The organism is Ramlibacter sp. P4_H7 (assembly GCF_056400765.1).
In genome coordinates, this window is sequence record NZ_JBFUKP010000008.1 from 45,063 (window position 1) to 66,947 (window position 21,885).

The window sequence follows — 21,885 nt, forward strand, 5'->3', positions numbered from 1 at the left end:
TCACTCGATCACGAACAGCGGCTGGCCGTATTCGACTGCTTGCCCGTTCTCGCAAAGGATGGCGGTGATGGTGCCCGACTTGTCGGCCTCGATCTCGTTGAGGATCTTCATGGCCTCGATGATGCAGATCGTTTCGCCTTCCTTGATCTGGCTGCCGATCTCCACGAAGGACTTGGCTCCCGGCGCGGAGGCCCGGTAGAAAGTCCCCACCATCGGCGACTTGACCGTGTGGCCCTTGGGCGCCTCGGGCGCCGCGACCGGGGCGGGTGCAGCGGCCGCGAGCGCCGGAACGGCTGCAGCGGCAACGGGCGCCGCAGGGGCGGCGACGGCTTGAACCATCGCGGGCCCGCCCTTGACGATGCGGACCTTGCCCTCCGCTTCCGTGATCTCCAGTTCGGACACGTTCGATTCGGACACCAGGTCGATCAGTGTCTTGAGTTTGCGCAAGTCCATGGGGAGGTTCTCCTGCCTCGTTCGAGAGGACGCGAATTTACAGCAAAATTCGCTTACTTACGTCTTTTTCGCCGAACGACGCTCATTTTTCGTGTTGTCTTCAGCCGAAGCATGCCCGACATGAAGCGAAGGTGGCCGCTCCTGGAGTCAGCCGAGGCCCGACCAGGCTTTCAGGTCGGCCTCGCTGAGCCGGCCCATTCTACGCTGGCGCACGCGGCCCTCCGCGTCCAGCATCACCGAGAACGGCAGGCCCCCGGCGAGGTTGCCCAGTTTCCGGGTCAGCTCCGTTCCCTCGAGCCCGGCCAATCCAATGGGAAACGAGACCGGGGTTCGCTGCAGGAACTTGCGGACGGAGGTGGGCTGGTCGATCGCGAGCCCGACCACTTGCCAGCCGTTCGCTGCGTGTTGGCGATAAAACGCATCGAGAAGCGGCATTTCCTCGATGCAGGGCGCGCACCAGGTCGCCCAGAAATTCACCAGCAGCGGCTTGCCGCGCAGGGACGCCATCGCGAGCGGGCCACCCTGCGGCGTCTCGAAATTCAGGCCCCAGAGCTGCTGCGACGCGTCGTCGGCGAGTTCGGCAGGGCGCAAGCGCCACCAGGCCATGCCGGCACCGGCCGCCGCCGCGGCACCGGCGACCCCCGCGAACAACCAGGCACGCCGTCGCGGCGATGGCGCGGTCGCGACGCTCTCTTCTTCATGCATCTCCGTGTTCCTTCAGCAAGGCGCGGACCGCCGCCAGGTCGCCGCGGGGAGTCCGCCCCTTGGCATCCGGCTTCAGCGCGCCCCGCAAGTCGTCGTGATCGTAGACCAGCAGGTGCACCCCCACCTGCTCGCCCAGTTCGGCGCTCATGCTGCTGATGCTCAGGGCTTCCACCGGCTCCCCCTGGAACCCGTTCACCGTCCGCGGCGTGTAGTCCACGTCGTGGTCGATCAGCTTGATCTCCGCCGATTTGGGATCGTCGCAAAACAGCTGGACGTAGATGTCGGACAGTCGCGTGGCCGTTCCATGCCACACCGCCCCGGCCAGGTGCGGGCGGAACTCCGCCATCCGTTCCATCCAGGTGAGCGCAAGCCTGCGCAACGCGGCCAGCTCCGCGGGCTGGGTGTCCGCGCAGAAGATGTCGATGTACTCGCGCACTGCATCTTCCAGCGACTCGTTGTCCGGGAGAGCGGTCCGCGCGCCCAGCCCGAGCTGCTTGACGGCACGGCGCTTCGCCGGCCCGTATTCCAGACCCTCTTCCACCACCAGCCGTGCGGCGGTGGCGGCGATCTCCGACTGCAGGGTGTCCATCGGGTCCATTCTGCATTGCCCTGCCTGCCCCCGGGCCCTACAGTGGCTTGCCTTCACGAGCAGGAGACCGGCATGCAGAGCACCATGATGAACACCCCGCTGTCGCTCAACCACCTGCTGGAGCGCGCCGGGCAGCTGTTCCACCGCAACGAGATCGTTTCGCGCCTGCCGGACAAGAGCCTGCGCCGCCATACCTACGGCGAGTTCCACCGCCGCACGCGCAGCCTGGCATCGGCCCTGCAGAAGCTGGGCCTCAAGAAGGGCGAGCGCGTCGCCACCCTCTGCTGGAACCACCACGCCCACCTGGAGTGCTACTTCGGAATTCCCGCGGCCGGCGGCGTGATGCACACGCTGAACCTGCGCCTGTCGCCCGACGAGATCGGCTGGATCGCCGGCGACGCCAAGGACCGCTTCCTCGTGGTGGACGACGTGCTGCTGCCGCTCTACCAGCAGGTCGCGAAGCTGCACCGGTTCGAGAAGGTGATCGTGTTCCCCTTCTCGGGCGCCCGGGTCGCACCGGAGTACATGGACTATGAAGCGCTGCTGGCCGACGCGGACCCGGACGGTTTCCGCTATGCCGAGCACGGCGAGGACGATCCGGTGGCCATGTGCTACACGTCCGGGACGACCGGACGGCCGAAGGGGGTCGCCTACTCGCACCGCTCGACCATCCTGCACACGCTGGTGGCCAGCCTGGGCGACTTCTGGGGGCTGCGCGGCACCGACGTCGTGATGCCGGTGACGCCCATGTTCCACGCGAACAGCTGGGGCATGCCCTACGGGGCGGTGATGATGGGCGTGAAGCTGGTGTTCCCGGGTCCGCACCTGCATCCCGAGGACCTGCTGGACCTGATGCAGGTGGAGCCGCCCACCCTGTCGCTGGGCGTGCCCACCATCTGGATGGGCCTCATCCAGACCTACGACGCCGCCCAGGCGAAGGACTCTCCCCACCACGGCCGCTGGACGCTGCCGCGCGGCATGCGCTCGCTGGTGGGCGGCGCGGCCGTGCCGGAGGCGCTGATCCGCGCCTTCGACCGCCATGGCATCTGGATCGAACAGGGTTGGGGCATGACCGAGACCTCGCCGGTCTGCACGATCTCCTACCCGCGCGCGGAGCTGCAGGGCGCCAGCGACGACGAGAAGTACCGGCGCGCCGCGATGGCCGGCGTGCCCGTGCCGCTGGTCGACCTGCGCGTGATCGGCGAAGGCGGTCCCCAGCCCTGGGACGGCCAGAGCGTGGGCGAGATCCAGGTGCGCGGTCCCTTCATCACCGGCAGCTACCACGAGGTGCCGATCAGCCCCGAGAAATTCACGGACGATGGCTGGCTGCGCACCGGCGACGTCGCCTCGGTGGACGAGCTCGGATTCGTGCGCATCACCGATCGCACCAAGGACCTGATCAAGTCCGGCGGCGAATGGATCAGCTCGGTGGACCTGGAGAACGCCCTGATGGCGCACCCCGCCGTGGCCGAAGCGGCGGTGATCGCCATCCCGGACCCGAAATGGAGCGAACGCCCGCTCGCCTGCGTCGTCCTGAAGAAAGGCAGCGACCCCCGACCCGCCGAATTGAACGAACACCTGCTGAAGCACAGCTTCGCGAAATGGCAGCTGCCCGAGCGCTACGAATTCATCGAAGCGGTGCCGCGAACCTCCACTGGAAAGTTCTGGAAGCTCAAGCTGCGTGAACGATTCCCGCGCTAGCGCGGGACACCGGCCGAGCACGGGCGCGCGCCCCGATAATCGCGCCCCATGCACATCCATATTCTCGGCATCTGCGGCACGTTCATGGGAGGACTTGCCGCGCTCGCCCGCGAAGCGGGACACCGGGTCACCGGCTGCGACGCGGGCGTCTACCCGCCCATGAGCGACCAGCTGCGCAGCCTGGGTATCGACCTGATCGAGGGCTTCGGCGTCGAGCAGCTGGCCATCAAGCCGGACGTCTGGGTGGTCGGCAACGTCGTTTCACGCGCGCGCCAGCCCGACGGCACGCCCCGGTACCCGCTGATGGAAGCGATCCTGGACCAGGGCCTGCCCTACACCAGTGGCCCGCAGTGGCTGGCCGAGCACGTGCTGCAGGACCGCCACGTGCTGGCCGTCGCCGGCACGCACGGCAAGACCACGACCACGTCCATGCTGGCTTGGATCCTGGAGCACGCCGGGCTGCAGCCCGGGTTTCTGGTGGGGGGCGTACCGCTCAACTTCGATGTGTCCGCGCGCCTCGGCAACACCGCGCGGCCTTTCACGCCCTTCGTGATCGAGGCCGACGAGTACGACACCGCCTTCTTCGACAAGCGCAGCAAGTTCATCCATTACCGTCCGCGCACCGCCATCCTGAACAACCTCGAATTCGACCACGCGGACATCTTCGACGACCTGGCCGCGATCGAACGGCAGTTCCACCATCTCGTGCGCACCGTGCCCTCCACCGGACGCATCGTCGTCAACGGGCTGGAGGAAAGCCTCACGCGCGTGCTGCACCGGGGCTGCTGGAGCGAGGTGCGCAGCTTCGGCGCGACCGTCAGCGACTTCCGGGCCGAAGGCGAACCCAATCGCTTCGACGTGCTCGAACAGGGCCACCGCGTCGCGGCCGTGCACTGGGAAGTCGGCGGCGTGCACAACCAGCTCAATGCGTTGGCCGCGATTGCCGCGGCCCAGCACGTGGGCGTGACGCCGGCCACCGCCGCGACCGCGCTGCGCGAGTTCCGCAACGTCAAGCGGCGCATGGAAGTGATCGGCATCGCCAACGGCGTCACGGTCTACGACGACTTCGCGCACCACCCTACTGCCATCCGCACGACCCTCGACGGGCTGCGCCGGCAGGTGGGCAGCCAGCGCATCCTGGCGGTGTTCGAGCCGCGCAGCAACACCATGAAGCTGGGCACGATGAAAGCGCAGCTGCCGTGGAGCCTGGAGCAGGCCGACCTCGCCTTCTGCCATGCCGGCGGCCTGGGCTGGGATCCGTCGGATGTCCTCAAGCCGATGGGCAACAAGGCCCTGGTCGGACGCGACATCGCGGAGCTGGTGGAACAGGTGGGCACCGCCGCTCGACCGGGCGATCACGTGCTGTGCATGAGCAATGGCGGCTTCGGCGGGATCCACGCGAAGCTGATGGAGCGCCTGGGCGCCGCCCGCTAGCGCTGCTTACTCGCGCATCAGCGGCACCGGCGCCGTCATGTCCGAGATCGGGGCCCTCGGCAGGTCCGTCGGCCGGGGAGCCGAATCCATCACGGACTGGAACACGTCGCTGTTGGCGATCGTGCCGTCGCGAGCGGAGGCCGGACGCACCACCGGCCCTGCGGCCCGCTTGGCATTGGCGGTGATGGAGCCCACCACATACAGGGCGGACAGCACGCGCGCCAGCGCCTCCGCACCCAGGCCGGTCGCCTGTTGCAGGCCGTTGAAGTTCATTCCGGGGTTTCCAGCCAGTTCCCGTATGACCAGCAGGTGCGCATCCTTCAGCTGGCGCTGCGGCAGGCGCGGCGGCCGCCGGAAGTACAGGGGCTGGGTACGGTAGTGCGAAGGCAGCAGTTCACGTTCGCTGCGCTGGGCGTACTGCCACATCACCTGCGACACGCTCGCGCGCGGATAGCCCGGCGGGATGACGACGGCGCCGTGGTCGCGGATGCACCAGCTGGCCTCCACGAAATCCTTGGACGTGACACCGGGCCGGACGCCGGCGCCCAGCTTCAGGTCGACCACGGCCAGCAGGTCGCTGCCGCGCAGGACCTCCCACGAACCCGATGCGAGCCGCGGCTGGTTTTCGGCGATGCTGGAGGCGAGGGCGAACTGGGACAGCGTCACCTGCAGCCAGTCGGCAAAAAGGTTGAGCACCCGCGTGGTGTCGACCTGTTCACCGAGCTGGAAGGTGACCGCCGGCTTGAAACCGGGCGCGATGACCGGAACGGAGAAGGCGACCGGGCGATCGACGTCGCTGAGCGCAAGCTGCACGGGTCGATCGGACGCCGTCGCCGGCTGGACGCGCAGGTGCTGGTCGGGCAGCAGCACGGTCCGGGCGCCATCCAGCCACCAGCCATCTGCCTCCGTGAAGGCAGCGATTTCCCAGCGTGCGCGGCCGTTGCTGGCCGCCGCCGCGGCGGCCGATGCAAGTTTCTGTTGTTCCCCCGTGTAGCCGGCCATTCCCAGCCGGAGCACGGGGATCTCGATGCTCATGGATTCCCTCCTCGGCAGCAGCCGAGTCAAAATGACTATACCGAGGGAGTTACCAAATGTAAATACAGCAAATGGTATTAATCAACGGCTACGGCGCTGGCGCACGGCCTGGGCCAGCGTGTCCAGAACCTCGAGCGATTCGGTCCAGCCAATGCAGGCGTCGGTGATGCTTTTGCCGTACTCAAGAGCCTGCGGCTGGTCCTTCCCGGGAGCGAACTTCTGGGCACCGCCGACCAGGTGGCTTTCCACCATGACGCCGAAGACGTTCCGGGAGCCCGAAGCGATCTGGCCGGCGATGTCCCGCGCCACTTCCACCTGCCGTTCGTGTTGCTTGCTGCTGTTGGCGTGGCTGCAGTCGACCATCAGCGTCGCCGGCAGCTTGGCCGCTTCCAGTTCCTTGCAGGCCGCGGTGACGCTCGCGGCGTCGTAGTTCGGTTCCTTGCCGCCTCGCAAGATGACGTGGCAGTCCCGGTTGCCGTTGGTCTGCACAATCGCGACCTGGCCGTTCTTGTGGACGGACAGGAAATGGTGCGGGCGAGCCGCGGCCTGGATCGCATCGGTGGCGATCTTGATGTTGCCGTCGGTGCCATTCTTGAAGCCGATCGGAGCGGACAACCCGGAAGCCAGCTCGCGGTGCACCTGGCTTTCGGTGGTGCGCGCGCCGATGGCGCCCCACGAGATGAGGTCGCCGATGTATTGCGGCGAGATCACGTCGAGGAACTCGCTGCCGGCCGGCAGCCCGAGCCGGTTGATTTCGATCAGCAGCTGGCGGGCGATGCGCAGGCCCTCGTCGATGCGGTAGCTCTCGTCCAGGTAGGGATCGTTGATCAGGCCCTTCCAGCCCACCGTGGTGCGCGGCTTCTCGAAGTACACGCGCATCACGACTTCCAGCGTGTCGCGGTACTTGGTTCTGGCTTCCTTCAGCTTGCGGGCGTAGTCCACCGCCGCCGAAGGATCGTGGATCGAACAGGGACCGATCACGACCAGCAGCCGGTCGTCCTTGCCGGCCATGATGTCGTGGATGGATCGCCGGGTCTCGCTGATCAGCGTCTCCACCGGAGTGCCGCGGATGGGGAAGAAGCGGATCAGGTGTTCGGGAGGAGGAAGCACGGTGATGTCCTTGATGCGTTCGTCGTCGGTCTGGCTGGTCTTGTCGACGGGACGCGAATACCAGGCATCGGTGGCGGTCGTGGCTTTGGCGGTCATGGACGGCTTCTCTTCCTCTGTGCTTTCGTGGGGGCCAAGAAAAAACCGCCGGGGGTGCCGGCGGTTTGTTCGAGGTTCTTTGCGTGTGTCGCGGGTACGCTCAGATCTCTCTTCCGCCGGGGGCGCTGGAGAACCAAAAGTAGCCAAAAAAGAAAACGCGAACGGGACGCATGGCAGGCAATTTAGCACATTCCGCTGACGGTCCCGCCAGCCGCGCGCGAAACCGGGGCTTTCAGCGCCGCAGCTTGTGCCACCACTGGCGCCCGCGATCCCCAGGCGGCTCCGAGAGCTGGCCAAGGTCGGACGCCTCGGCTGCCGCCAGGCCTTCGCGCTCCAGCCACTGCTCGTACATGTCGACCAGCAGCATGCCCTCGCCCAGCGTGCGCCAGGACATCAGCGCGAACTCCTCCGGCGTCACGGTCACCTCGTCGTTCCGCCGATCGAAGCAAAGCAGCCACTGGCCGATCAGGACTCGGAAGCCGTCGAGCGCGTGGAGGTAGCCGCCGAACTCATACAGTCCGCGCCAGGCGAACCCGAGGTTGGCGACAGTGCCTCGGTGGTCGCGCAGCACGGTCAGCATGTCCATCAGGATCGGCGCCGCGTGGCTGCGGTGACGGCTCATGCGCAGGCCGGCCACCACGCCCTCGGCATGCAGCGCCAGCTGCTGCATGCTGTCCGAGAGGATGCGGCTGTCCTCGTCGGCGATCCCGTTGCGCAGGAAGTTGCTCAGTTCACCGAACGTGTGGGCGCTCGGCAGCTGGCTGCACGCACCTGGCAGCAGTCGGGAGCTCGAGGGAACGGTGCTGTGCATCGGGCAAGGACTAGAGGCGGCCGAGTATGAGCTTCGCCTCCCCGCTGCACCAGCCCGGAGTCCCTGCCGCCTCCGGACGGCAGGTTTTCGCTGTCAGGCGGTGCCGCCGACGGTCAGGCCGTCGATCCGCAGCGTGGGCTGCCCCACGCCGACCGGCACGCTCTGGCCTTCCTTGCCGCAGGTGCCGACGCCGGTGTCGAGCTTCATGTCGTTGCCGATCATGCTGACGCGGGTGAGCGCGTCGGGACCGTTGCCGACGATCGTGGCGCCCTTGACCGGGTAGAGGATCTTGCCGTTCTCGACCCAGTAGGCCTCGCTCGCGGAGAACACGAACTTGCCCGAGGTGATGTCCACCTGCCCGCCGCCGAAGTTGGTGGCGTAGAGACCCTTGGTGATGCTCGCCACGATCTCTTCCGGGGCCCGGTCACCGCCCAGCATGTAGGTGTTGGTCATGCGCGGCATCGGGATGTGCGCATAGCTTTCGCGGCGGCCGTTGCCGGTGGGCGCGACGCCCATCAGGCGCGCGTTCATGGAGTCCTGGATGTAGCCGCGCAGGATGCCGTCCTCGATCAGCACGTTGCGCTGGCTGGGGTTGCCTTCGTCGTCCACGTTCAGCGAACCGCGGCGGTCCTGGATGGTGCCGTCGTCGAGCACGGTCACGCCCTTGGCCGCCACGCGCTGGCCGATGCGGCCGGAGAACGCGCTCGAGCCCTTGCGGTTGAAGTCGCCCTCCAGGCCGTGGCCCACCGCTTCGTGCAGCAGGATGCCCGGCCAGCCCGGCCCGAGCACCACGGTCATCTCGCCGGCCGGCGCCGGGCGCGATTCCAGGTTGGTCATCGCCGCCTTGACCGCATCGTCCACGTATTGCTGCAGGTGCTCGTCGTCGAAGTAGGCGAGGCCGAAGCGGCCACCACCGCCACCGGAACCCATTTCGCGGCGGCCGTTCTGTTCGGCGATCACGGTCACCGACAGGCGCACGAGCGGGCGCACGTCCGCGGCGATGGTGCCGTCGGCCCGCGCCACCAGCACCACGTCGTACTCGCTCGCCAGGCCGGCCATCACCTGCGCGACGCGGGGATCCTTGGCGCGCGCCATCTGTTCCACGCGCTCCAGCAGTTTCACCTTGGCGGTGCTGTCGAGCGTGCCGATCGGGTCGAGGCCCTGGTACAGCGAACGGCTGCCCGCCACCCGGGTCCCGGGCACTTTCGCGCGGGCGTTCTTCGCGGCGCCGGCGATCGAGCGCACGGTGCGCGCCGCATCGAGCAGCGAGGCTTCCGAAATGTCGTCGGAGTAGGCGAAGGCGGTCTTCTCGCCGCTCACGGCCCGCACGCCCACGCCCTGGTCGATGCTGAAGCTGCCGGTCTTGACGATGCCCTCTTCCAGGCTCCAGCCTTCGCTGCGCGTGTACTGGAAGTACAGGTCGGCGTCCTCGACGCGGTGCGCGCGGATCTCGGCGAGGGCGCGCGTGAGGTGCGATTCGTCGAGGCCGAAGGGTTCGAGCAGCAGCGCCTTGGCGGTGGCGAGGCGCTCGATGGTGGGTTCGCGGGAAATCATCGGACCATTGTAGGCCGCGGGTCCCTTTCCCCGGGGGCGGACCGGTCAGTTCGCGATCGTTCTCAGCAGTGGCAACCGGGCGAGGTCCTCCAGCAACGCCTGCGCGCTGGCATACCGGTCTTCCGGCTGCTTGGCCATCAGCTTGTCCACGACCGGCTGCAGTCCACCGTGTTCCGCCGGCAGCAGCGGTGTCGGCGCGGTGAGATGGCGGGCCAGCAGCAGTTCCAGGCTCTCGGCGCTGAAGGGCCGCGAGCCGGTGAGCATTTCGAACAGCATCACGCCCAGGCTGTAGAGGTCGCTGGCCGGGGTGATGGCCTTCCCCGAAGCCTGTTCCGGGCTGAGGTAGTACGGCGTTCCCACCACCTCGCCGTGCCGCGTGTCGGTCAGCGCCAGCGCGGCGTCCTGCACCATCGCCTTGGCCACGCCGAAGTCCGCCAGTGCGACGCTGCCGTCGGCATGCAGCATCACGTTCTCGGGCTTCAGGTCGCGGTGCACGATGCCATGAGCGTGGATCACGGCGAGGGCCTGCGCGATCTGCGTGAGCACCTGCATCACCCGTTCGCGCGGCAGCGGCCCGCGCAGCTCGGACCGCAGGTCGCCGCGCTCGAAATACTCCATAGCGATGTACGCGTGGTCGTCGGTGAACCCCTGGTCGTAGATGCGGATCACGTGGGGATCGTCGATCCTGGACAGCAGCGCGTATTCCTGGATGAAGCGCGACAGGTTGGCTCCCGCGGCCTGGCCCGAGGCGTCCAGCACCTTCAGCACCACCGGCAACTGGTCCTGCTCGCGCACCGCGAGGTAGACCTCGGTCATTCCGCCCGATGCGAGCTTGCGCGTGAGCCGAAAGCCCTTCAGGCGCAGCGGCGCCTCGCCCGGCGCGAAGCGATGGTGCTTCAGGGTGGACAACTTGCTGCGCAGCGCGCCCTTGACGGCCCGCGCCGTGATCTCGGAATTGACCTGCACGGCCTGGCGGATCTCCTCGGCGCGCTCGGCGACGGCCGCCATCCCGTTGGCGCGGTCCTGTGCCGTCGCCTCCAGGCCGACGACCTCCACCACGTCCACCCAGCCATTGCGGCCGCGGACTTCCAGCGAGGTGCCGCCGCCGGTCTGCACGCCGTCGCCCGCCCGCTCCAGCACCGACGCGCTGGCGACAACGGTCCAGCCCAGTTCCTTGCTCGCGCCCTGCAGCCGCGCCGCGGTGTTGACGGTGTCGCCGATCGGCGTGGTCTCCTTCATCTGCGTGGACCCGAGCCGGCAGATCGTGACCTCGCCCGCGTGCAGGCCGACACCGATGGCGAAGGGCGGCAGCCCGCGGTCGGCGAAGCGCTGCTCCAGCCAGCCGCGGAATTCATGCGTGGCCAGTGCCAACGCCAGCGCGGCGGAGAGCGCGCGGCGCGCGGCCGGCAGGGGCGAGGTCGCACCAAGGTCGGAGAACACCGCCATCAGGCCATCGCCGATGAACTTGAGGTGCTGTCCGCCATGGCGCAGCACCGGATCGGAGGTGCGTTCGAAGTACTGCGTGAGCAGTTCCGCCACCTCGCTGGAATTCAGCTTCTCCGCGATGGACGTGAAGTTGCGGATGTCCGAGAACAGCACCGTGGCCGTCAGCACCTGGTCGGCCACCGCGCCCAGCGGCGGCTCGAGGGCGAAGCGATCCGCCATCGGCAGGCCGCCCAGGCTTTCGGTGAACGCACGGCGCAGGTGCTCCTCGCGCTCCGTGACCGCGGAGTGGATGCTCTGCTCGATGCGCCCCCGCTTCTTCAGCAGCCCCTCCAGCGCTTCCAGCAGCTCCACCCGGGTGAACGGCTTGGCCAGGTAGTCGTCCGCGCCCGCCGTCATGCCGCGGCGCATGCTGGCGCGGTCGTCCAGCGCGGTGAGCATCAGCACCACGGTGGTCGCGAGCGCGGGGTCGGCGCGCATCGCCTCCACCATCGCGAACCCGTCGATGCCGGGCATGTTGATGTCGCTCACGACCACTTCCGGTCGCAGCGACCGTGCCCGCTCCAGGCCTTCCGTCCCGTTGATGGCGACGCTCACCTCGTAGCCCTCGAGCTTGAGCAGCCGGGCGACGTTGTTGCGGATGGCGTCGTCGTCCTCGACGACCAGCACGGTCGTCATGGCTGGAACAGCTTGATCAGCGCGGCATCGTCGAGCCCGGCCCAACCGGACTCCGCGGCGCGGTTGAAGGCCTCGTGCGCGACGGGGCCGAGCAGGCCGCGGAAGCCGGCCGCCGACGCGGCTTCCAGCGCAAGGCGGGTGTCCTTCTGCAGCAACGTGACGTGGGCACGGGGTTCGAAATCGCCGGCGATGGCCCGCCGCATCCGGTCCGAGCCGATCCAGCTCTGGCCGCTGGACTGCTCGATCACGTCCAGCGTGCGGGCGGGATCGAGCCCCAGCCGCTGCGCCAGCGCGACCGCCTCGGCGGCGCCGGCCAGGTTGATGCCGGCGAGCAGGTTGTTCACGAGCTTCGTTCGCGCGCCGTCGCCCGGCCGCGTGCCGACCCGGAACAGGCGCGAGCTGAGGGTGTCCAGCAGCGGACGATGCGCGTCGAACACCGCGTCGGCGCAGGCCACCATCAGGCTCATGCTGCCGTCCCGCGCGCGGGCGGGGCCGCCCGACATCGGCGCATCGATCGCGACCAGGCCACGCTGGTGCAGGGAGTCCGCCAGCCGCTCCACGTCCTGCGGCGAGATCGTGGGACAGAGCAGGACGGCGTGGCCTGGCGCCAGCGCCGCCGCGGCACCCCGCGGACCGAACAGGACCTCCCGCGCCTGCGCCGCGTCCACGACGCAGACGATCAGGGCGGCGGCGCCGGCGGCGCACTCCCCGGGACTTGCGGCCCGCGTCGCTCCCTGGGCGACCAGGGCGTCCACGCGTTCGGCGACCAGGTCGCAGGCGCGCACCTGCCAGCCGCGGTCGAGCAGGCGCGCCGCCATGCTGCCTCCCATGTTGCCGACGCCGACGATGCCGATCTGCTTGTTCATGACGCCGGCGCCGCCCCTTGCGGCCAGCGCCCTCCAGGTCCACCATGCATCGCGGCATTATGGGCGGGAAGGCGCCGCGCGCACCCGGACATCCCCCATTGAGCAGAAGAGGACGGCGCCCGCACGATCCATACTCCCGCGAGGACGGACCGCCTGGAGGAGAGGAAGACTTGATGGAGAGAGCCGGCGCATCGGCGCCCCGCGAAGAGGTCCACCAGCGGCTGCTGGAACTGCTGGCCGAACAGAGTCGCCGCGTGCCCGTCGCGGTCGGCTGCCTGATGGTGGTCGTGGCGCTCATGGCGGCCCAGCGCATGCCGGTCTGGATCCCCGCCGCCTGGTTGCTCGGCGCGATCACGGTGCTGCTCATGCGCCGCCATTGGCTGGCTCTCCTGCCAACGCAGATCGATCGTCCTTCCGACCAGCGGGTGGGAACGGCGGTCCGCCTGAGCTTCCTCAACGGCTGCGTGCACGGCATGTGCCTCGGGGCCTTCCCCTTCCTGCCAGAAGTCGAGCGCTCCTTCTTCACCCTGCTGATCCTGGCCTTGTGCACCGGCGCGGTCGGCACGACGGCGGGGCACCGCAAGATCTTCCTCGCCTACGTGATCCCGGCGGCGGGCACCCTGCCCCTGTGGTGGCTGCTCAACCCCGGCGGCGACACCGCCAGCCTGACCACGCTCTCGCTGGCGGTGCTGATCGTGATGTACCTGTGGGTGCTCATCACCGTGGCGAACAACGCGTGGCGCAACTTCAACGAGTCGGTGCGCATCCGCTTCCAGGACCACGAAATGGCCGCCCAGTTGCGCGAGGCCCTGGCCCAGGCGACGCAGGCCAACCAGGCGAAGACGCGCTTCCTGGCCGCGGCCAGCCACGACCTGCGGCAGCCGCTGCACACCATCGGCCTGCTGGTGGCCGCCCTGTCGCTGCGGCCCATCGAGGGGCGCGACCGGGAGGTCGTGGACCTCCTCAGCCAGGTCACGGTGGCCCTGTCTGAACAGCTCGACCAGCTGCTGGACATCTCCAAGCTGGACGCCGGCATCGTCGAGCCGGAACGCAGGATCGTGGACATCGGCGAGATGCTGCGGATGCACCACGCGGAGATGCGGGCGGCCTTCGAGGAGAAGGGACTGGTCGCGGTGCTGGATTGCCCGGTCGGCGCGCGCTGCTGGACCGATCCGGCGCTGGTGCTGCGGGTGCTGCGCAACCTGACGGAGAACGCGATCAAGTTCACGCCGCCGCAAGGCCAGGTCACGCTGCGCCTGCGGGTCGAGGGCAGCCATGCGCTGTTGTCGGTCCAGGACACCGGCCGCGGCATCCCGCCCGAGGAGCAGGCGATGGTGTTCGAGGAGTTCTACCAGGTCGACAACCCGGAGCGCGACCGCACCAAGGGCCTGGGCCTGGGCCTGTCGATCGTGCGCCGGCTCTGTAGCCTGCTGGGGATCGCGCTGGAGCTGCAGTCGGCGCAGGGCCAGGGCACCACGGTCACCCTGCGCATCCCGCTGGAGACCTACGGCGCGCTCTCGCAGCCGCAACCGGCAGCCCCGGCGGGGCAGAACTTCACCGGTGTCAGCGTGCTGGTGATCGACGACGAGCGCTCGGTGCGCATGGGCATGCGCGTGCTGCTGGAGGAACTGGGCTGCCGCTGCGCCGAGGCCAGTTCGATCGGGGAGGCCACGCGGCAGGCCCGTGCGGCCAGGCCGGACGTGATCCTCGCGGATATGCGCCTGCGCAACGGCGAGAACGGCATCCAGGCCATCGCCAGCATCGTCGAGGCGATCGGCCCCACGCCTGCGCTGCTCATCAGCGGCGACACCGCGCCGGACCGCCTCAAGGAAGCGATGCTGGCCGGCATCAAGCTGCTGCACAAGCCCGTTGCCCTGCCCTTGCTCCAGGCCGAACTCGCCGCCCTGCTGGACTCGCGGGTCGCGCCATGAACGGCCCGCCGCGCGGGCGTTCACCGGAAAGCCTGCGCTGGCTGTCGCAGGATTACGCGGTGCTGCGGGAAGAGGCGGCCCACGCCGTGTTCGATGCCGTGATCGTCGGCAGCGGGTATGGCGGCGCGATGGCGGCCGCGGAACTCGCGGGCCGGCGCGATGCGCGAGGCCATTCCCCGCGCGTGTGCGTCCTGGAGCGCGGCAAGGAATACGCACCGGGCATGTTCGCCGGCAGCCTGCAGGAGCTGCCGCCGCACCTGCGCGTGAACCGCAAGGGCCACTGGAAGACGCTAGGCCCGCTGGATGCGCTGCTGGACGTGCGCCTGGGGCCGGACGTGTCGACGGTGCTCGGCAACGGCCTGGGCGGCACTTCCCTCATCAATGCCGGCGTGATGCAGGAACCGGACCTTGCCGCCACCGGCTTGCCGCCGGAGGTGATCGCCGACCTCACGCCGCAATGCTTCCACGAGGTGAAGACCGCGCTCGGCGCCAGCCCGCACCTCGAGCGTGACCATCCGAGGCTCGGTGCCCGGCCGTTGGCCAAGACGCAGGCCCTGCGCGCGGTCGCGGCGGCAAGCCAGCTGCCCTATCACGACGCCTGGATCACCGTGCAGACCCGGGACGGGGATGCCAACGTTCCGCAATGCACGCTGTGCGGCGACTGCATGACCGGCTGCAACGTGGGCGCCAAGAAGTCCCTGGACACGACGCTGCTGGTGCAGGCCTGGGCGCGCGGCGCCGAGATCTTCACCGGCGGCAGCGTGCTGGCGGTGCGTCGCGACGCGGCCACGGGGGACTGGCTGCTCAAGACGGTCTTCACCAGCGAGTCGCTGCGCGAGCGGCACGAAGCGGTGGAGGTGCGCGCACGCAAGGTGATCCTCGCCGCCGGCGCCCTCGGCAGCACGGAGATCCTGCTGCGCTCGCAGCAGGAAGGCCTGCCGGTGTCGGCGCGGCTGGGCGAACGGTTCTCCTGCAACGGCGACAACCTGGTGGCGGTCCATGCCGGCCAGGCGCCGGTGCACACCACCACCGAGGAATGGCAGCCGCTGCGGGATCGCCGCGTCGGCCCGACGATCACCGGCGTGGTCGAATTGCCGGGACTGCTGCTGCAGGAATTCGCGGTTCCCGCCGCGCTCAAGCGCCTGTTCGACGAGAGCGTCACCACCTCGGCGCTGTTCCACGACCTCACGCGCCGACCGAAGCGCTCCGCGGGACAGGAGAAGCTCGGCCTCGACAGCATGGCGGTCGATCCCGAGGCGATGGAAAACACCCTGCTGGTGGGCCTGATCGGTCACGACGAGGCGGACGGGCGCATCGCGCTCCCGCAAGCGTCCCCGGGAAAGAAGCCACGCGAAAGCGAAGGCTCGGCGCACGTGGTGTGGCCCGGCATCCGGCGCTCGCAGCGGATGGAGGACGCGTATGCCGCGGCGCAGAAGGCGCTCGGCGCCGATGCGGGCGCCAAGGTGCTGCCCAATCCCGCGTGGCGCCTGCTGCCTGCGGACACCGAGTTCCTGCTGCGCGGCCAACGCGGCCCGGTGCTGACGGTGCATCCGCTCGGCGGATGTGCGATGGGGTCCACCCACCTCGACGGCGTCGTCGACTCCCTGGGCTGCGTGTTCGATCCCGAAGGCAGGCCGGGCCACATGGTGCACGACGGACTGGTGGTGCTGGACGGCTCCATCATCCCGGGCTCCCTGGGTGCCAATCCCGCGCTCACCATCGCCGCCGTGGCACGGCGCGCCGTACGCACGCTCGCGGCGGACTGGGGCTGGCGCGCCGGCACGGGCACGCGCCTGATTCCCCTCGAGCCGCGCCCGGTGTACCGCCAGCCTGCCGATTGCACGCCGGCGGAACCGATCCCCACCAGCGTCGAGATCGTCGAGCGGCTCGCCGGCAAGGCGGGCCAGCACTGGGTGGAATGGACGCTGTTCTACCGGCCCATCGAGGTCCGCGAGCTCACCTCCAAGGCCGTGCGCCAAATGCAGGTGGATCCCCTGCGCTCCTTCCTGCGGGTGTATGCCGACGACCCGCCGCCACCGCCCAATGGCGACGGCCACGACAAGGCCTGCGACGCCCGGGCCCGGCTGCTGTCCCTGAAGGAATACCAGCGGGACGACCTCGCTCTCTACAAGGCGAGCGTGGGCGGGACGCTCACGGTGCGGGAGCCCCGCCTGGGCTGGACGATCTGGCCGCGCGCCGTGCGCGCCACGTTCGCCTGGGTGGTGAACCGGGGATTGCGCGAGCTGTGGGACCGCTTCGTCAAGCGGGCGCCCGGGGCCGTGAATCTCACGGTGGGCAGCTTCGTCGGCTCCGCCACCCGCTCCGCCGAATTGCGCTGCCTCGACTACGAAGTCCGCATCGAACAGGTCGCCTGGGCCCGCGACAGCATGCAAGGCAAGTTGCCGGCCGGGGCGAAACTCACCGGCAGCAAGAAGCTCACCTATGGACTGCGCAGCAATCCATGGCGCCAGCTCACGCAACTGAAGATGCTGGGCTTTCCGGGCGTGTCCGAGGCCGTGCTGCGGCTCGATGCGCGCTTTCTCGCGCGCCAGGGCTTCCCGCTGCTGCGCATCACGCGGCAGCAGAACCAGATGGTGGCGCTGGCGGAACTGGCTTCGCTGGGCCTGGCGTGGGCCCGCATGCTGGTGAGCATCCACCTGTGGTCCTTCCGCGCGCCCGACGCGGCGGCGCCCCGCCTGCCGCAGTTGCTGCCCGGTGCGGTGCAGGGCCTGCCGCCGCCGGTGATCCGGGAGCTGGACCTGGAGCCGCGCGACTGGCGAAAGCCCGTGCGCGTGCGGCTGACGCGTTACCCGAACGGCGGGACCAGGCCGCCGGTGGTGCTGCTGCACGGCTACAGCGCGAGCGGCAGCACCTTCACCCATCCGGCGGTGCCCCATCCGCTGGCGCGCCACCTGTGGCACGACCAGCGCGACGTGTGGGTGCTGGACCTGCGCACCAGCGCCGGCATGCCGACGGCGACGCTGCCCTGGCGCTTCGAGGACGCGGCGCTGGCCGACCTGCCGGTGGCCATCGCCCACATCGTGCGCGAGACCGGCCGGCCGGTGGACGTGTTCGCCCATTGCATCGGCGCGGTGATGCTGGGCATGGCGCTGCTGGCCGACCGCAATCTGCAGAACTACAAGCCGGTCGAATTGCCCGGGGAAGGCCGCACGCCCACCCGCTATCCGCTGGAACTGAAGGCCTTGCGCAACAACATCCGCCGCATCGTGCTGTCGCAGAAGGGCCCCATGCTCGTGTACTGCGACGACAACATCCTGCGCGCGTACTTCATGCGCGCGCTGCGCCACGCGGTGCTTCCCGACGACTACCAGTTCCGCGTGCGTCCCGACGCACCGCTGTCGAGCCAGCTGCTGGACCGCGTGCTCGCCACCCTGCCCTACCCGGAGGACGAGTACCTGCGCGAGAACCCGGTGCGGCCCTGGCAGCGCACGCCCTGGGCGGGGTTCCGGCACCGGATGGACGCGCTCTACGCACGCGACTTCTCGCTGGGCAACATCGCCGACGGCACCCTGGATGCAATCGAGGACCTGTTCGGCCCCCTCAACCTGGACACCGTCGCCCAGGCCATCCACTTCGCGCGGCAGAACACCATCACCGACGGCGCCGGCCGGCCCTTCGACACCAGCGTTCCCGCCCTGAGCCGGCGCTGGCCGCGCGGCGGCACGCTGAGCATCCACGGCGAACACAACGGCCTCGCCGACGTCAAGACGCTGGAGGTGATGCAGGCGCAGATGGCGCTGGCCCAGGTTCCGTACGAAACACGCATGATCCTCGGCCACGGCCACCAGGACTGCCTGATCGGCGTCCATGCCGACGGCGCCGTGTTCCAGCACATCAGCACGTTCCTGGACTCGCCATGACGGCTCCGCTTCTCCTGTGGCAGTTGCCCGCCGAAGCCCTGCGCTTCGATGCAAGGCGCAAGGAATGGAACGTGCGGTCCGCGCCGGGACTCGGACGCGCGCGTGCGCTGTTCGTGCCGGTGCAGGCGCTTGGCGGCAGCCCGGGCGGCTGGAAACTGGCGCTCGCGAACCGCGCGCAACGCGCCCTCACGCTGGTGAACGACCGCACCTGGGTGGCCGTCGCGATCGATACCGCGGGCGCCCTGCCCGAAACGACCCACTACCTCTGCCTGCTGCGCTACGACCAGCCGCCTGACCGGCCCGGTGGGGCATTCGACAAGGAACGGGGCCTGCCCGGCCCGGAGGTCTCGCCCGAGGAACTGGAGACCGTGTTCGCGGAACTCCTGCGCGCGGAGCCGGAGCGCATCGCCAACGAGGTCGTCATGCCTCCGACAGCCCCGAAGTCCGGGATGCCGATGGGCGATGTGAGCGGTGGTGGGGGTGAGGGCAACGCGGGAAGCGAGAACAGCGCCGGCAATGCAGCGCGCGCGATGCGTTCCACCGCGCGTGCCAGCGTGTCGCCCGCAGCGGCACAGGAATCGCAGGGGTCACAGGATGCGCCCTCGCCGGTGCGTTTCGCCTTCGCGAGTTGCCAGTACCCGGCGGGCTTCCTGGACCGCGACCTGGCCCACGCGTCGTACGAAGCGCTCGCCCGCCACGTCAAGGCCGGGTACGACCCCGTACACCTGGTGCTGCTGGGCGACCAGGTCTACACCGACGCCACCTACGGGCTGCTCGATCCGGCCCGCCTGGACGATCGCTTCCGCATGCCCTACGAGGACCTTGCGAGCCGCAGCACGGGCCCCTGGGCGTGCCTGCCGCAGAACCTGCTGGCGGCCACGCGCATGACGCCGGACGACCACGAATTCGTCGACAACTGGGAGCCCTTCTACCCGGGCGCCACCGGCAGCCGATTCGACCTGGGCATCGCCGCCTACTGGGCCCACCAGCGGCGCGAGGATCCCAACGCCGACTTCGACCTGCACATCGAGGAACAGGGCCCCGGCTGGCGGCTGTTCATGGCCGACAGCCGCACGCAGCGCTGCCATCGCAGCGCCGAAACCCTGGCCGATGCCACGCTGCTCGGGCGCCACCAGACCGGCCTGCTGGAACGCTGGCTGGAAGCCGCGGACCCCGCCGACCTGAAGATCGTCACCACGGCGGCGATGCTGCTGCCGCGCCTTCGGCAGTACGTGGACGATCCCCTCTACCTCGACAACTGGCAGGGCTATCCGGCGTCGTTCTACCGCATGCTGGCGTTCATCTGCGACCGGCAACTGCGCAACCTGGTCTTCCTGTCCGGCGACGCCCACCTGGGCTGCAGCGTCCGGGCCACGGTGCGCAACCTGGACACCGGCCAGTCGGCACGGTTCGAGTCGCACCACGCGCCGGCGCTCTACGCGCCCTATCCGTTCGCCAACGAGTCGCCTTTCAACCTGCTGCTGCCGGATCGCTTCCGCTTCAGCGTGGCGGTGGACGGCACCGTGGCCAACTACGAGTGCACGGCGGAGGGCAGCATGCTGCCGGCGGAGCGCCAGGGCTGCGGCCTGCTGCTGGCGCGGCCCGGCAGCGACGGCTGGACCACCGAGGTGTCGGTGGTCGGGGACTAGGAAATCCGCACGCCGTGCTCCGCCGCCATGTACACCGCCTCGGTGCGGTTGCGGGTGCCCAGCTCCTGGTAGATCGCGCGCAAGTGGGTCTTGACCGTGCCATCGCTGATGCCCAGTTGGCGGGCGATCAGCTTGTTCGAGTTGCCGCGCAGCGCCGCGCGCAGCACGTCGGCCTGGCGCTCGGTCAGTTGCGGGAAGGCATCGCGCACGTCGCGCGTGTGCACCGGCGTCATGCCCCCGGTGGGCAGGTAGACGCCGCCATCGGCGATGGTCCGCACGGCGCTCATCAGCTGCGCCGGCGGTGAATCCTTGGGAATGAAGCCGGCGGCGCCGAAGTCCACCGCGCTGCGCACCAGTTCCGCGTTGCGGTCGCCGGAGAGCACCACCACGCGGGTGAGCGGAGCCGACTCGCGCAGCGCCTCCAGCGCGCGCTCGCCGGCCAGTCCATCCATGTGCCAGTCCAGCAGGATGAGGTCGAACATCGCGTCGCGGGTCGCGGCCACCGCATCCTCGGCGGAGCCGGTCAGGGTGACCTCCATGCTCGGATCCAGTTTCTCCAGCAGGAGGCGCAGGCCCTCCCGGAACAGGGAGTGGTCGTCGCACACCAGAACTCGCATGTCAGCCTCCTTTCGCCCGAACCGCAGGATAGCGGGAGGACCCGATCCCAACCCAACGACCGTCGGCCTGCCTGCGCAAGGCCGCACCGGCACTTCACCCCATCGCCAGCGCACGCCTCACGACTGCACCAGCCGCTTCGACCGTGAGATCGACATCAGGATCCCCAGGCCCAGCCCCAGCGTGACCATCGCGGTGCCCCCATAGCTGATGAAGGGCAGCGGCACCCCCACCACGGGCAGGATGCCGCTCACCATGCCCATGTTCACGAAGGCATAGGTGAAGAAGATCATGGTCACCGCGCCCGCCAGCAGCCGCGAAAAGAGCGTCGGCGCTTCCAGCGCGATGGCCAGCCCGCGCAGCACCAGGAACAGGAAACTGGCGATCAGGAACAGGTTGCCCAGCAACCCGAACTCCTCCGAATAGGCGGCGAAGATGAAGTCGGTGGTGCGTTCGGGAATGAACTCCAGGTGGGTCTGCGTGCCCTGCATGAAGCCCTTGCCGAAAACGCCGCCCGAGCCGATCGCGATCATCCCCTGGATGATGTGGAAGCCCTTGCCCAGGGGGTCCTTGGTCGGATCGAGCAGCGTGCAGATCCGCTGCTGCTGGTAGTCGTGGAGCACCGGCCAGCGGACGCCATCGGCACACAGCGCGCCCTCGAAGGCGACGATGAGCACGAGGCCGACCATGCCGAGCAGAACCGGCGGGACGATGAGCTTCCAGGACAGGCCGGCGAAGAAGATCACCGCCAGGCCGGCGGACAGCACCAGCAGCGAAGTCCCCAGGTCGGGCTGCTTCAGGATCAGCCCGACCGGGATGGCGAGCAGCACCGCCGCGACGATGAAATCCAGCGGACGCAGCTGGCCTTCCCGCTTCTGGAACCACCAAGCCAGCATCAGCGGCATCGCGATCTTGAGGATTTCGCTCGGCTGGATCACCACGCCGACGTTGAGCCAGCGCCTGGCGCCCTTCTTGGTCACGCCGAACACTGCCACCGCCACCAGCAGGCCGACGCCCAGCAGGTAGAGCGGGACGGCAAAGCTCATCAGCCGCTGCGGCGGCACCTGCGCCACGATGAACATGATCGTCCCCGCCAGCAGCATGTTGCGGCCATGGTCGACGAAGCGGGTGCCGTGGTCGAATCCGGAGCTGTACATGGTCAGCAGGCCGGCGCAGGCCAGCAGGAACACCGCGAAAGCCAGGGGACCGTCGAATCCCTGCAGCAAGGGGACGGCGCGTTGCCGAAGGGACGGTTTCTCGAAGACGGCGGCCATGCCCGATTATCCTCTGCCCTCTCATCCGATTGGCCGTAGCCCGGCAGATGCCGGCTGCTA

At 69.1% G+C, this 21,885-nt stretch carries 16 protein-coding genes; 5 read left to right on the forward strand and 11 right to left on the reverse strand.

From position 1 onward, the window contains the following. The 3 genes from accB to AC1DSA_RS12820 all read right to left on the reverse strand — a co-directional run bounded on the left by accB (window position 1) and on the right by AC1DSA_RS12820 (window position 1,747). Complete coding sequence (gene accB / locus AC1DSA_RS12810; RefSeq protein ID WP_477889674.1) at window positions 1-453, reverse strand: acetyl-CoA carboxylase biotin carboxyl carrier protein; 453 nt, start codon at window positions 451-453, stop codon at window positions 1-3. 147 nt (window positions 454-600) lie between these two features. After that, a complete protein-coding gene (locus tag AC1DSA_RS12815; protein ID WP_477889675.1) occupies window positions 601-1,158 on the reverse strand; it encodes a TlpA family protein disulfide reductase in 558 nt (185 codons plus the stop codon). After that, entirely contained in the window at window positions 1,151-1,747 is a 597-nt protein-coding gene (locus AC1DSA_RS12820; protein WP_477889677.1) for a hypothetical protein, read from the reverse strand. Before AC1DSA_RS12820 ends, AC1DSA_RS12815 begins: the two co-directional genes overlap by 8 nt. 72 nt (window positions 1,748-1,819) lie before the next feature. On the opposite strand from AC1DSA_RS12820, the gene AC1DSA_RS12825 reads away from it, so the two are divergent. Together AC1DSA_RS12825 and mpl are read left to right on the forward strand one after the other, a co-directional pair. Beyond that, the gene (locus AC1DSA_RS12825; protein ID WP_477889679.1) at window positions 1,820-3,448 is read left to right on the forward strand and encodes a long-chain fatty acid--CoA ligase; all 1,629 of its coding nucleotides are present in this window, start codon (window positions 1,820-1,822) and stop codon (window positions 3,446-3,448) included. Between the two features lie 48 nt (window positions 3,449-3,496). After that, window positions 3,497-4,882 carry a UDP-N-acetylmuramate:L-alanyl-gamma-D-glutamyl-meso-diaminopimelate ligase gene (mpl, locus tag AC1DSA_RS12830; RefSeq protein ID WP_477889681.1) on the forward strand — a complete coding sequence of 462 codons (1,386 nt, stop codon included), beginning with the start codon at window positions 3,497-3,499 and terminating at the stop codon, window positions 4,880-4,882. Between the two features lie 6 nt (window positions 4,883-4,888). Here the strand turns inward: mpl and AC1DSA_RS12835 are convergent, their stop codons facing one another. From AC1DSA_RS12835 to AC1DSA_RS12860, 6 genes are all read right to left on the reverse strand, one after another. Further along, window positions 4,889-5,917: a hypothetical protein gene (locus AC1DSA_RS12835; protein ID WP_477889683.1), complete on the reverse strand. Its 1,029-nt coding sequence runs from the start codon at window positions 5,915-5,917 to the stop codon at window positions 4,889-4,891. A gap of 81 nt (window positions 5,918-5,998) precedes the next feature. Next, window positions 5,999-7,123, reverse strand: coding sequence for a 3-deoxy-7-phosphoheptulonate synthase (locus AC1DSA_RS12840; RefSeq protein WP_477889685.1), 1,125 nt, complete (start codon window positions 7,121-7,123; stop codon window positions 5,999-6,001). 232 nt (window positions 7,124-7,355) lie between these two features. Continuing rightward, window positions 7,356-7,934, reverse strand: a complete 579-nt coding sequence (locus tag AC1DSA_RS12845) for a hypothetical protein (protein WP_477889687.1) — start codon at window positions 7,932-7,934, stop codon at window positions 7,356-7,358. 93 nt (window positions 7,935-8,027) lie between these two features. After that, the gene (gene tldD / locus AC1DSA_RS12850; protein WP_477889689.1) at window positions 8,028-9,488 is read right to left on the reverse strand and encodes a metalloprotease TldD; all 1,461 of its coding nucleotides are present in this window, start codon (window positions 9,486-9,488) and stop codon (window positions 8,028-8,030) included. A gap of 45 nt (window positions 9,489-9,533) precedes the next feature. Further along, window positions 9,534-11,609 (reverse strand): protein kinase domain-containing protein, encoded by a 2,076-nt coding sequence (locus AC1DSA_RS12855; protein WP_477889691.1) that lies wholly within the window; start codon window positions 11,607-11,609, stop codon window positions 9,534-9,536. Then, on the reverse strand, window positions 11,606-12,475 hold the full coding sequence (locus AC1DSA_RS12860) for an NAD(P)-dependent oxidoreductase (RefSeq protein ID WP_477889693.1): 870 nt from the start codon (window positions 12,473-12,475) through the stop codon (window positions 11,606-11,608). Before AC1DSA_RS12860 ends, AC1DSA_RS12855 begins: the two co-directional genes overlap by 4 nt. A 173-nt stretch (window positions 12,476-12,648) precedes the next feature. Between AC1DSA_RS12860 and AC1DSA_RS12865 the strand changes: the two genes are divergently transcribed. The 3 genes from AC1DSA_RS12865 to AC1DSA_RS12875 are packed head-to-tail and all read left to right on the forward strand — an operon-like array spanning window position 12,649 to window position 19,936. Then, on the forward strand, window positions 12,649-14,406 hold the full coding sequence (locus tag AC1DSA_RS12865; RefSeq protein WP_477889695.1) for a hybrid sensor histidine kinase/response regulator: 1,758 nt from the start codon (window positions 12,649-12,651) through the stop codon (window positions 14,404-14,406). Continuing rightward, window positions 14,403-18,287: an FAD-dependent oxidoreductase gene (locus AC1DSA_RS12870; RefSeq protein ID WP_477889697.1), complete on the forward strand. Its 3,885-nt coding sequence runs from the start codon at window positions 14,403-14,405 to the stop codon at window positions 18,285-18,287. Before AC1DSA_RS12865 ends, AC1DSA_RS12870 begins: the two co-directional genes overlap by 4 nt. Then, on the forward strand, window positions 18,284-19,936 hold the full coding sequence (locus AC1DSA_RS12875; RefSeq protein ID WP_477889699.1) for an alkaline phosphatase D family protein: 1,653 nt from the start codon (window positions 18,284-18,286) through the stop codon (window positions 19,934-19,936). Before AC1DSA_RS12870 ends, AC1DSA_RS12875 begins: the two co-directional genes overlap by 4 nt. Here AC1DSA_RS12875 and AC1DSA_RS12880 read toward each other — a convergent pair. Continuing rightward, complete coding sequence (locus AC1DSA_RS12880) at window positions 19,933-20,553, reverse strand: response regulator (protein WP_477889701.1); 621 nt, start codon at window positions 20,551-20,553, stop codon at window positions 19,933-19,935. The genes AC1DSA_RS12875 and AC1DSA_RS12880 overlap by 4 nt on opposite strands. A gap of 117 nt (window positions 20,554-20,670) precedes the next feature. Beyond that, the gene (rodA, locus tag AC1DSA_RS12885) at window positions 20,671-21,825 is read right to left on the reverse strand and encodes a rod shape-determining protein RodA (RefSeq protein ID WP_477889703.1); all 1,155 of its coding nucleotides are present in this window, start codon (window positions 21,823-21,825) and stop codon (window positions 20,671-20,673) included. Window positions 21,826-21,885 lie beyond the last annotated feature (60 nt).